This window comes from Streptomyces sp. NPDC005648 (genome assembly GCF_040605395.1).
GTDB lineage: Bacteria > Actinomycetota > Actinomycetes > Streptomycetales > Streptomycetaceae > Streptomyces.
Window position 1 is genome coordinate 1 of record NZ_JBEXCS010000052.1, and the last position, 10,906, is coordinate 10,906.

11 protein-coding genes and 2 pseudogenes are annotated in these 10,906 nt (G+C 73.0%); 5 read left to right on the forward strand and 8 right to left on the reverse strand.

From position 1 onward, the window contains the following. Positions 1-93 (reverse strand): annotated as a pseudogene (locus ABZT17_RS26975) (IclR family transcriptional regulator); the annotation flags it as partial. Here ABZT17_RS26975 and ABZT17_RS26980 point away from each other — a divergent pair. The 4 genes and pseudogenes from ABZT17_RS26980 to ABZT17_RS26995 all read left to right on the forward strand — a co-directional run. After that, positions 82-918, forward strand: a pseudogene (locus ABZT17_RS26980) (alpha/beta hydrolase); the annotation flags it as partial. The pseudogenes ABZT17_RS26975 and ABZT17_RS26980 overlap by 12 nt on opposite strands. Before the next feature lie 76 nt (positions 919-994). Beyond that, complete coding sequence (locus ABZT17_RS26985; protein ID WP_356352201.1) at positions 995-1,414, forward strand: CBS domain-containing protein; 420 nt, start codon at positions 995-997, stop codon at positions 1,412-1,414. Positions 1,415-1,509: 95 nt separating this feature from the next. Then, positions 1,510-1,689: a hypothetical protein gene (locus tag ABZT17_RS26990; protein WP_356352203.1), complete on the forward strand. Its 180-nt coding sequence runs from the start codon at positions 1,510-1,512 to the stop codon at positions 1,687-1,689. Between the two features lie 404 nt (positions 1,690-2,093). Beyond that, on the forward strand, positions 2,094-2,897 hold the full coding sequence (locus tag ABZT17_RS26995; RefSeq protein WP_356352205.1) for a class I SAM-dependent methyltransferase: 804 nt from the start codon (positions 2,094-2,096) through the stop codon (positions 2,895-2,897). A 120-nt stretch (positions 2,898-3,017) separates the two neighbouring features. Here the strand turns inward: ABZT17_RS26995 and ABZT17_RS27000 are convergent, their stop codons facing one another. From ABZT17_RS27000 to ABZT17_RS27010, 3 genes are all read right to left on the reverse strand, one after another. Further along, entirely contained in the window at positions 3,018-4,973 is a 1,956-nt protein-coding gene (locus ABZT17_RS27000) for a glycosyltransferase family 2 protein (protein ID WP_356352207.1), read from the reverse strand. Between the two features lie 119 nt (positions 4,974-5,092). Then, entirely contained in the window at positions 5,093-5,677 is a 585-nt protein-coding gene (locus tag ABZT17_RS27005) for a hydrolase (RefSeq protein ID WP_356352209.1), read from the reverse strand. 12 nt (positions 5,678-5,689) lie between these two features. Next, positions 5,690-6,151 (reverse strand): MarR family transcriptional regulator, encoded by a 462-nt coding sequence (locus tag ABZT17_RS27010; RefSeq protein ID WP_356352211.1) that lies wholly within the window; start codon positions 6,149-6,151, stop codon positions 5,690-5,692. A 98-nt stretch (positions 6,152-6,249) separates the two neighbouring features. On the opposite strand from ABZT17_RS27010, the gene ABZT17_RS27015 reads away from it, so the two are divergent. Further along, positions 6,250-6,750 carry a metallophosphoesterase gene (locus ABZT17_RS27015; RefSeq protein ID WP_356352213.1) on the forward strand — a complete coding sequence of 167 codons (501 nt, stop codon included), beginning with the start codon at positions 6,250-6,252 and terminating at the stop codon, positions 6,748-6,750. Between the two features lie 250 nt (positions 6,751-7,000). Here the strand turns inward: ABZT17_RS27015 and ABZT17_RS27020 are convergent, their stop codons facing one another. Genes ABZT17_RS27020 through ABZT17_RS27035 form a run of 4 tightly spaced genes read right to left on the reverse strand, consistent with a single transcriptional unit; the run spans position 7,001 to position 10,887 of the window. Beyond that, positions 7,001-7,609, reverse strand: coding sequence for an SRPBCC family protein (locus tag ABZT17_RS27020; protein ID WP_356352215.1), 609 nt, complete (start codon positions 7,607-7,609; stop codon positions 7,001-7,003). A gap of 17 nt (positions 7,610-7,626) precedes the next feature. Further along, entirely contained in the window at positions 7,627-8,727 is a 1,101-nt protein-coding gene (locus ABZT17_RS27025) for an XdhC/CoxI family protein (RefSeq protein WP_356352217.1), read from the reverse strand. Continuing rightward, a complete protein-coding gene (locus ABZT17_RS27030; protein ID WP_356352305.1) occupies positions 8,720-10,006 on the reverse strand; it encodes a VWA domain-containing protein in 1,287 nt (428 codons plus the stop codon). Before ABZT17_RS27030 ends, ABZT17_RS27025 begins: the two co-directional genes overlap by 8 nt. Before the next feature lie 5 nt (positions 10,007-10,011). Next, complete coding sequence (locus ABZT17_RS27035; RefSeq protein WP_356352219.1) at positions 10,012-10,887, reverse strand: MoxR family ATPase; 876 nt, start codon at positions 10,885-10,887, stop codon at positions 10,012-10,014. Positions 10,888-10,906 lie beyond the last annotated feature (19 nt).

Genomic DNA, 10,906 nt, shown 5'->3' on the forward strand with positions numbered 1-10,906 from the left:
GTCGTCGGGCCTGAAGACGTGATGCACGATCAGTACGCCCTGCTGGTGCAGGACGCCGAGATAGACGCTCTCGCCGCTGGAGCGGGCGAGATCGGCAAGCCCTCCGTCGACGAGGAGTGGGTCAGCGTCCCCGGCGGCCCCACCGGCCCGGTCCGCGCCCGTGTCGTCCGCCCGGCCGGCGTGAGCGGCACCCTCCCGGTGATCCTCTACATCCACGGCGCCGGCTGGGTCTTCGGCAACGCCCACACCCACGACCGTCTGGTCCGCGAGCTCGCCGTCGGCACCGGCGCCGCGGTCGTCTTCCCCGAGTACGACCTCTCGCCCGAGGCCCGCTATCCCGTCGCCGTCGAGCAGAACTACGCCGTCGCCCGCTGGATCGTCGCCGAGGGCGCGAGCCACTACCTCGACGCCACCCGTGTCGCCGTGGCCGGGGACTCCGTCGGCGGCAACATGACCGCCGCCCTCACCCTGATGGCCAAGCAGCGCGGAGACGTCCCGCTGGTGGCGCAGGTGCTCTTCTACCCGGTCACCGACGCGAGCTTCGACACCGGCTCCTACCACCAGTTCGCCGAGGGCTACTTCCTGCGCCGGGACGCCATGCAGTGGTTCTGGGACCAGTACACGACCGACGAGGCCGAACGCGCCCAGATCACCGCGTCCCCGCTGCGCGCCTCCACCGAGCAGCTCACCGGTCTGCCCCCGGCGCTGGTGATCACGGCCGAGGCGGACGTCCTGCGCGACGAGGGCGAGGCCTACGCGGGCCGGCTGCGCGAGGCCGGCGTCCCCGTCACCGCCGTGCGCTACCAGGGCATCATCCACGACTTCGTGATGCTGAACGCCCTGCGCGGAACCCACGCCGCCGAGGCCGCGATCACCCAGGCGATCGGCACCCTGCGCACCGCCTTCGCCACCGCCTGAGCACCGGTGCGCCGGGTACCCGGAGGCCGGACGGCGACGACCCGCGCCGCCGTCCGGACCCCAGGAGAGGTACGCCATGACCCAGCACGTCAACGACATCATGACCGCCGCCCCGGTCACGGTGGGACCGCAGACCTCCATCACCGACGTGGCCCGCATCATGCGGGACCAGGACCTCGGCGCCGTCCTGGTGACCGACGGGGACGACCTGCGCGGCCTGGTCACCGACCGGGACCTCGTGGTGCGGCTGCTCGCCGACGGCGGCGACCCGGAACGGACCACCGTGGCCGGAGCGCTGAGCGGTGACCTCGTCACCGTGGGCCCCGAGGACGACCTGGACAACGCGATCCGCCTGATGCGCGAGCACGCCGTACGCCGGGTACCGGTCGTGGACCACGGCCGGCCCGTCGGCATGGTCTCCCTGGGCGACCTGGCGATGGAGCGCGATCCGGAGTCCGCGCTCGGCGACATCAGCGTCGCCCGGCCCAACACCTGAGCACCCGAACGGCGGCCACGGGCCCGGGGCGTTTGGCGGCGCCGCCGCCGGGGACCCGGTCGGCGGACTCTGACGCAGAAGGAAGATGAACCACCGTGACCGCGCATGTCAGTGAGAAGCCCGTCGTCCGTCGTCCGGAGACCGGATGGTCGAAGGCCCGGCGCCTGCGGGGCAAGGGCGTCCCGCGGACCTGTCTGCCGGCCGTCGTCGACGAGGCCGCCACCCGAACGGCCCCCTGGGGCACGGACGGGAACATCGTGCGGGGCGAGGACTGACCGCTTCCGCCCCCCCGGAGAGGCTCCCGCCCGCGGCGGGGGCCTCCTCGGCTGCGGCCGCCCTCGCGACGAAGGGCCGTTCACGGCGATCAGCGGCCGCTCAGGCGGGCCACAGCGCGCGCCAAGGTAAGAGGAACCTCCCATATGGCGCGCAATCGTGCGAACGGCTTGGCTCCACAGGGTGCACGGGCGTAGGTTCTTCCGCACGATGATCGACCTGGAGTCCTGCATGCCGCCGGCTCCGGTGCGGCCGTATGGTGCGAACGGGCCCGCTAGGTCTTCCGGGGCCCGGGCGCCGATTCCGACCGGGTGCGGCCGGTCGCCGACGGGGCCTTCCCGCCGCGCGACCGGCCCGCCGCTCCGCACGAGGCACTTCCGCTGATCCGCAAGGAGGAGTTTCCTTCGTGAAACGTCACGAGTTCCTGCGGGGCCTGCACAAGGCCACCGCCAACCGCAACTACCTGGAGATCGGAGTCAACGACGGCCGCAGCCTCAAGCTGTCGCGCGTGCCCAGCATCGCGATCGACCCGGCCTTCAAGGTGGTCACGGAGATCAAGTGCGACGTCCATCTGGTGAAGGCCACCAGCGACGATTTCTTCGCCCGTGAGAACCCCCTCCAGCACCTCAAGGGCGGCCGGCACCCCGTGCGCAACCTGCGCCGCGGACGCAGCCCGTTCGGCTACTGGAGGCGCACCACCCTCGACCTGTCGTTCATCGACGGCATGCACCTGTTCGAGTACGTGCTGCGGGACTTCATCAACGTCGAGAAGCACTCCGACTGGGCCAGCGTGATCGTCTTCGACGACATGCTGCCGCGCAGCATCGACGAGGCGGCCCGCGACCGGCACACCGACGCCTGGACCGGTGACGTCTACAAGATCATCGAGATTCTGGGCCGCTACCGCCCCGACCTCTCGCTGGTCCTGGTCGACACCCAGCCCACCGGCCAGCTCATCGCCTTCGGCGCCGATCACACCAACACCGTCCTCAAGGACAAGTACGACGAGATCATCGCCGAGTACGAGGTGCCCGACCCGCAGAAGGTGCCCGAGGCGGTCCTGGAGCGGGTGAAGGCGGTCAAGCCGGAGACGCTGCTGGAGGCCGACTTCTGGGGGCCACTGGTGCGCGCCCGCAACCGGGGCCTCAAGCGTGGCCGCGGCTGGGAGGCGCTGCGCTCGGCCCTGGAGCCGTACGCGGTCAGCCGCTGACCCCCCCCCGCGGCTCGCAGCGGGCCGTGCCGGCCGTCCACGACGCCGGCGGCCCGCCCTCCGCGCCCCGTCCGTGACGACGCCTCGCGGTCCCCGGGAAGGTGACCTGTTCGGCGGTCGTCATGTCTTCCGGGCGCCGGAACCGGATGCCGTACGTCGTCCGAGGACCGCGGCGAGTGCTCGCCGTGCCCTGCGGGCCAGCCGGCTCAGGGCCGGCGGTCCGGAGGGCCGTACGACCGCGACCGCGTCGGTGTCCGCGCGCAGGGCGAGCGGCAGCGGGAGAAAGCGCGGCTCAGCGGCCCCGGGCGCCGTCGAGAACGCCGTCCGCCAGGTCGCTCGGCTCAACTCGCCGACGGGCAGGGGCACTTCGAGGAGCGCACCCTCCCCGGACGGGGACAGTGTGCCGGGTGTGTCCACGCGGCGGCCCGACGAGGTCAGCCGCAGCAGTACGGCGGTCTCCGCGAAGACCCGCAGCGGCAGGGGAGCGCGCAGCTTGGCCCCGGCGACGGTGACGGTGGCGGGGTCCAGCCGGTCCAGGCCGAGGCGCTTGTTCGCGCGGTCCACGTCCAGGGAGAGGTTGTCGTGCTGGTCCGTCCAGTACGGCAGCACCACCTGCCCGCCCACCACGGCGGCGGACGTGGCGGCCCGCTCCCCGCGAGGGCCCGGCCCGATCCGCGTCTCCTTGCTCCAGCCGCCCAGCCTGACCCGCGCGTACAGGTCCCACAGCCCGGCGCGCAGCGGTCCGCCGTCCACCACGGCGGCCGGGTCGACGGTCCCCGTGGCCCGCAGCACCAGCCGGACCTTCCCGCTGTCCTCGACCGGCACGATCTCCCGCGTCACCTCCACGGGCTGGAAGTACTGGGCGCCGGTGGACCGTTCACGCACCAGCAGGTCCAGGCCGGCCCGGCCGAACCGGGCGACGGTGTCGGCGCCCACCCGGGCCACCGCCTCGGTGACGTCCGGCGGCGGTTCGTCCAGCGGAGCGCGGACCCCGCCGCCGGGAAACGTCAACGGCGTGCCGCCCGCGGTGAATTCGGCGGCCAGCTCGATCCGCAGCCGGCCCGAGCGCCACTCCACCTTCCCGGGCCTGGCCTTCAGCGCGAGCCTGGCCTCCCACTCGGCGAAGGCCACGGTGTCGTCGTACCGGTCGGCGGCGATCAGGGCGGCCACGACCTGCTGGGTCGGCTGCATACCGGCCGCGACCGAGGGGCCGAAGCGCTCGGCGGTGATGAGGTGGATCTCCTCGAACAGCTTGCGCCGGTACTCCTCCGGCATCTTGAGGAAGCGTGTGCCGCGCAGCCGCTCCACCATCTCCACCCGCAGCCAGCGCCGGTGCAGGGAGTCGCGCACCGGCCCGGGCTCGGTGTACTCCTCGACGACGTCCAGCGCCTCGCGCAGATTCTTGAAGTAGCCCACGGGATCGAGCTGTTGGAAGCCCGCGTTGGAGGCGTCGTCGCGCCGGATGTGGTAGTAGCAGACGTAGTCGCCGATCACGGAGACATTGGCGGCGCGCAGATATGCCTCCACCACGAAGACATGGTCCTCCAGCCGCCTGCGGCCCTCCGGGAAGCGCAGACCGGTCTCGTCGAGGAACGCCTTGCGGAACATCTTGTGCGGGGTGAGGCTGTCGATCAGCGGGGCGTTCTCGACCGAGGCGCGCGGGCGGTTCTTCCGGAACAACTCCACCGGCACCCCGCGGCCCTTGCCGGCCATCTTGCCCACGACCACATCGGCGCCGTGGGCCACCCCGTAGCCGTACATCCGCTCCAGGGCCTCGGTGCCGAGGCTGTCGTCGTTGTCGACGAACATCACGTACTCGCCCCGGGCGGCCTCGATGCCGACGTTGCGCGGCTTGCCGGACCAGCCGGAGGGCTCCTGGTGGATCACCCTCACCCGTGGTTCCTTGGCGGCGAGTTCGTCGAGCCGGGCCGGTGTGGCGTCCGTGGAGCCGTCGTCGACGAAGATCGCCTCGTACTCGTCGGGAGGGAGGGACTGCTCCAGCAACGAGGTGATGCAGTCCTCGATGTAGGGCCCGGGGTTGTACACCGGGACGATGACGCTGACCTTGACCGGCATCGGGCTTCCGAGCCCCCTCGGTTGGCTTGCCGCGGGTGATGGTGCAGTGGCCAGATGCTAACCCGGCCGGGTGTCGCGGCCCACCGCGCCTCGCCCCGCTGAGCCCGGCCGCCGGTGGGTCAGCCGTGCGTCTTGGCGAGGAGCTCCAGGATCTCGGCGGTCGTGCCGGTCTCGCCGAGCCGGGGGAAGATCCGCTCCACGCTGTGGAGATGGGCCTCGGGGCTCATGTCGCTCATCGCGTCGGTGGCCAGGGTGACGTGATAGCCGTGCTCGTGCGCGGCGCGCGCGGTGGACTCCACACCGATGCTGGTGGCGATGCCCGTGAGCACGATCTGTGTGACGCCCCGGCGGCGCAGCTGGACGTCGAGACCGGTGCCGTGGAAGGCACCCCAGTTGCGCTTGGTGACGGTGATGTCGCCGGGATGCCCGGCCAGTTCGGCGACGATCACGTCCCAGCCCTCCGGACGGGCCCCGCCGGCTCGGGGCGCCTCGGTGCGGCCGGGGACGAGGTCGGCGCCGTCGTCGGCGAACGACACCCGGACCAGCACCACGGGCAGCCCCCGGGCACGGAAGGCGTCGGCGAGCTCCGCCGCACGGGCGACGACCTCTGCGCCGGTGTACGGCTGGACGGGCGCGGCCGCGATACCGGCCTGGAGGTCGATCACCACGAGGGCGGTACGAGGATCGAGCGCGGTGACGGTCATGGGGCGGGCCTTTCAGGGTGTGGTGAGTCGTTCCAGCAGTGCCAGCCCCGCCAGGAGCGTGTGCCGCTCTTCCTCGGTGAACCGGTCCTGCACGGCCCGGGCCAGCCACTCCTCGCGCGCCTGCCGGTCGCCCTCGACCCGCTGCCGGCCGGAGTCGGTCAGCGTCACGAGCTGGCGACGGCCGTCGTCCGGGTCGGGGCTGCGCCGGATCAGCCCCTGGCGCTCCAGGGCGGCCAGTGTGGTGGCCATCGACTGCGGCCGTACGCCTTCCGCCGTGGCGAGGGCGCTTGCCGTGGCCGCGCCGTGCTTGGCCACCAGGGTCAGCGCGGAGACCTGCGAGGGGGTGAGTTCGTCGTCTTCCGCGACCTCCCTGATCCGGCGGCGGAGCCGACTGAACACGACCCGCAGGTCGCGTGCGGCACGCGCGGCGGAGCCGGTGATGTCCTCGGGAGGGCCGGCGGCCGGTGAGTCCATGTCCTCACCGTAGATCCATCAGATGAAACTGTCCAGTTCTGACTGTTCAGTATGAACTGAGCAGTTTCACCTGTAGATCGCGGGGGTAGGCTGGCCGCGTGCGTCTGCTGCTCATGTCCGACACCCACCTCCCGAAGCGCGCCAGGCAACTGCCCGCGCGACTTCTCGCCGAACTCCCGCACGCCGACGTCGTGTTCCACGCCGGGGACTGGGTGGACACGGCCACCCTCGACCTGCTGGAGAGCCGCAGCCGCAGGCTCGTCGGGGTGTACGGCAACAACGACGGGCCGGATCTGCGGGCCCGGCTGCCCGAGGTGGCGTACGCCGAGATCGGCGGCCTGCGTTTCGGTGTCGTGCACGAGACGGGAGCGGCACAGGGGCGTGAGGCGCGCTGCGCGGCCCGCTATCCGGACCTGGACGTGCTGGTGTTCGGGCACAGCCACATCCCGTGGGACACCACCGCTCCCGGCGGCTTGCGCCTGCTCAACCCCGGGTCACCGACCGACCGCCGGCGTCAGCCGCACTGCACCTACATGACCGCCATGGCCGACCAGGGGCGACTCACCGAGGTACGGCTGCACCGTCTGCCGCCGAGGTAGGAGCCGATCGGCGCGACCCGTACAGGCCGGGCCGCCGCCCAGTGGGGCGAGCGGCCCGGGCGCTGCGAGTGTGCGCTTTCACGGACCTCCTTCCCGCAGAGGTGCCGAGGCGTGCTGCCTCGTTGTGCGGTGGCTACCCCTTCCGGGTCGCCTCACACCTCTGAATCCGGTGATTTCGTAGCGAATCCGGTGATCTTCAAGGGCTGTCCCCCGACCCGCGCCGGAGGGCGGACCGCGTCCGCCGACGGGATCAGCCGCGTCGCCACCGCCGTACCCGCCCGACCAGCAGTGCCACCACCACTACCCCCGCGACGCCCACCGCCGCGCGCTTGGCCACCGGTATCCCGGCTGTGCGCAGCAGATCGAGCGGTTCTGCCTCCGTCGTCTCCTCCTCGGACTCGGCGGGGGGCCGCGCGGGCTCGCCGAGCCGCTGTGACAGGCACTCGGCGAACTGGCCGACGAGCCGGTCGCCCACCTCCGCCATCACCCCGCGCCCGAACTGCGCCGGACGCCCGGTCACCGTGAGGTCGGTGCGCACCGACACGGACGTACCGCCGTCGCGCTCGGCCAGGGTGCCGGTCACCGTGGCCCGCGCGGTGCCCTGGCCGCGCGTCTCCCGGCCACTGGCGATCAGCACCATGCGGTGCGCCGTCTCGTCCTGCTCCTCGAAGACGGCGCTGCCCCTGTACGTCACGGTGATCGGGCCCACCTTGACCTTCACCGAGCCGGTGACCGTCTTGCCGTCGTACTCCTCGACGGTCGCCCCGGGCATACAGGGCGCGACCCGCTCGATGTCGAGGAGGGTCCGCCAGGCGTCGTCGACCGGGACCGGCACGGCGAACTCGTGGTGCAGCTCCATGACTTCCTCCAGTGGGGTTACGGCGACGGGTGGATCGTCCCGGCGGTGGCCGTCAGTGGGGCGCCGCTGCCGCCCCAGCGCAGCGCCACGATCTCGGCGGCGACGGACACGGCGACCTCCTCGGGGGTACGGGCGCCGAGGTCGAGGCCGACCGGGGAGCGCAGCCGGGACAGCTCGGCCTCGTTGAGCCCGGCGTCGACCAGGCGCTTGAGACGGTCGTCGTGGGTGCGGCGACTGCCCATCGCGCCGATGTAGGCGGCCGGGCGGCGCAGCGCCTCCTCCAGCAGCGGTACGTCGAACTTGGGGTCGTGGGTGAGGACGCAGACGACGGTGCGCTCGTCGGTCTCGGTGCCGCGGAGATAGCGGTGCGGCCAGTCGACGATCACCTCGACGGCGTCCGGGAAGCGCTTCGGCGTGGCGAAGACCGGGCGGGCGTCGCAGACCGTGACCCGGTAGCCGAGGAAGCTGCCGATCCGGGCCACGGCGGCGGCGTAGTCGATGGCGCCGAAGACCAGCATGCGCGGGGGCGGCGCGAAGGAGTGGAGGAAGACGGAGACGGCGTCCTCGCGGCGCTCGCCGCGCGGACCGTAGTGCCGCAACCCCGTGGCGCCGAGGGCGAGTTCACCGCGGGCATCGGCGGTGACGGCCACGTCGAGACCGGTCGGCCCGAGCGTGCCGGACACCTCGTCCGGCCAGACGGCGAGGGTGGCACCGACACGGGCGGGGCCGTCCGTCACGGTCGCCACCGTCACCGGGCGGCCGCCGGCGACGGACTCCGCCACCGCCGCGAAGCCGGGGTCGGTCTCCCGGGTGACGGGCCGGACCAGCAGGGTGATCTCGCCGCCGCAGGTCAGCCCGACCGCGAACGCGTCCTCGTCGCTGTACCCGAAGGTCTCTAGGCGGGCCTCACCACTCTGGACCACCTCTTTGGCGAGCTCGAACACCGCGCCCTCCACACAGCCCCCGGACACGCTCCCCACGGCCTCGTCGCCGGGCCCCACCGCCATCGCCGCACCCGGATCACGCGGCGCGCTGCGGCTGACGGCCACGACCGTGGCCAGCCCGAACGGCTGCCCTGCCGCGTACCAGTCGCTCAGCGCCGGGAGAATGTCACGCACGTTCCGCTCCTTCCACCGGGGCCGGTTCGGCCCCGCGCACCACGGCCGCCAGCCGCTCCAGCGCCGCCAGGCTGTGCCCCTCGACGAAGGCGTCCACACTCGGCAGCGCCGCTGCCATCCCGGCCGCCAGGGGCGCGTAACCGGGTCGGGCCTTGCGCGGATTGGCCCAGATCACCCGGTACGCCAGCCGGTGCAAGCGTCGCATCTGGGCACCGAGCAGCTCCGGAGCGCCACGCTCCCATCCGTCCGACAGCACCACCACGACGGCCCCGCGTGCCATGCCCCGCTGCCCCCACCGGTCCAGGAACTCCCGCAGCAGCTCACCGAGCCGGGTGCCGCCGCGCCAGTCGGGCACCGCCGCCGCGAGCGCGGCCATCGCCAGGTCCGGGTCGCGGTGCGTGAGCTCGCGGGTCACCCGGGTCAGCCGGGTGCCGATCGTGAAGACCTCGGTACGGGGCCCACAGCCGGAGGCGCGGCTGAACCGGAGCAGGGCGGCGGCGTGGGCGAAGCGCAGCAGCACCTCGGCGTACGGCGCCATCGATCCGCTGACATCGACCAGCAGCACCACCCGACGCGGCCGGGCGGTCCGGGCACGGTGACGCAGCCGCGCCGGCTCCCCGCCGCGCAGCAGCTCCCGCACCGTCGCGTGCGGATCGACCGCACCGCGCCGGGCGGGCCGCCGCCGCGCGCTGCGGCGCGTCTCGCCACGGAGGGTGAACGCGGCCAGCAGACGGCGCAGTTGCTCCCGTTCGGCTCCACCGAGGTCGGCGACGTCGCGATGGCGCAGTACCTCGGTGGAGCCGGCGAGGGCGGCCAGGGGCGGAGCCTCGGCCTCCGTGTCCCGCCCGGTCCCGCGCGGCACGGGGCCGTCCGCCGCGACCATCCGCAGCCGGGGCGGGGGAGCGGCGGCCACCGTCCGCCCGGTGGGCGTACCGTCGCCGAAGTAGGCGGCGAACACCCGCTCGTAGCGCTCCAGGTCGTCGGGCCCGCCGCAGAGGGTGAGCCGTCCCGCCCAGTACACGTCCGCCCGCATCCCGGGCCGCAGTCGGTCCACCGCCCGCACGAACATGTGCAGGCGCTCGGCACCGGCGTCGACCCCAGCCACCCGCAGGGCACGCGCGAAGCCGACGAGAACAGCGCCGACGTCACCCGTGTGGTTGGGCGTGGTCGTCGTCCGCTGTTCCGGTCCGTTCGTGCGGCTTCGTGTGCTTGGCCTCCCTCGTCGCGGGCCGTCGCCGTCCCTCCGTCCGCCCGTTCCCTGTTCCGCGCCGCCGGCCATGTCGCTCACGCACCCCGGGGCGCGAGAACCGCCGCGAGATCCAGACCCCGTGCCCGGTCCGCGTCCTCGCGGTACTTCAGGACCGATCCCAGCGTCGCCACCGCCAGCTCCGCGTCGACCTCGGTCGCGCCGAGCGCGTCCAGGGCCTCGGCCCAGTCGATCGTCTCGGCGACACCCGGCGGCTTGAGCAGATCCTCGGCCCGCAGCGCCTGCGCCAGCGCGGTCACCTGCTCCGCGAGCCGCGCCGAGACACCCGGCAACCGCCGCCGTACGATGGCCAGTTCGCGGGCGAAGCCCGGGTGGTCGAACCAGTGGTAGAGGCACCGCCGCTTCAGCGCGTCGTGCACCTCGCGCGTGCGGTTCGAGGTGAGGACCACGACCGGCGGCACCTCGGCCCGCAGCGTGCCCAGCTCCGGGACGGTGACCGAGAACTCCGACAGCAGCTCCAGCAGAAACGCCTCGAACTCGTCGTCGGCCCGGTCGATCTCGTCCACCAGCAGCACGGACGGCTGGGTCTCCAGCGCCTTGAGCAGCGGCCGGGCGATCAGGAACCGCCGGTCGTACAGCTCGCCCTCCAGCCGGTCGGCGTCCTTGACCCCCGCCGCCTCGGCGGCCCGCAGATGCAGGAGCTGACGAGGGAAGTCCCAGTCGTACAGAGCCTGCGAGGCGTCGATGCCCTCGTGGCACTGGAGGCGGATCAGCGGTGCGCCGAGCGCCTGGGCGAGGGCGGACGCGAGCGCGGTCTTGCCGACGCCCGCGTCGCCCTCGCAGAAGATCGGCCGGTGCAGCCGCAGCGCCAGGAAACAGGCGATGGCCAGTCCGTCGTCGACGAGATACCCCGTCGCCTCCAGACGGGCCCGCACCTGTTCCGGGCCGTCCACGTCGTACGTGTCGGTGATG

Bases quoted from the DNA above. Each gene is read 5' to 3' on its own strand.
- ABZT17_RS27000 (WP_356352207.1), bottom strand. From the start codon at position 4,973: ATGCCGGTCAAGGTCAGCGTCATCGTCCCGGTGTACAACCCCGGGCCC.
- ABZT17_RS26985 (WP_356352201.1), top strand. From the start codon at position 995: ATGACCCAGCACGTCAACGACATCATGACCGCCGCCCCGGTCACGGTG.
- ABZT17_RS27010 (WP_356352211.1), bottom strand. From the start codon at position 6,151: ATGGACTCACCGGCCGCCGGCCCTCCCGAGGACATCACCGGCTCCGCC.
- ABZT17_RS27030 (WP_356352305.1), bottom strand. From the start codon at position 10,006: ATGGCCGGCGGCGCGGAACAGGGAACGGGCGGACGGAGGGACGGCGAC.
- ABZT17_RS27020 (WP_356352215.1), bottom strand. From the start codon at position 7,609: ATGGAGCTGCACCACGAGTTCGCCGTGCCGGTCCCGGTCGACGACGCC.
- ABZT17_RS27005 (WP_356352209.1), bottom strand. From the start codon at position 5,677: ATGACCGTCACCGCGCTCGATCCTCGTACCGCCCTCGTGGTGATCGAC.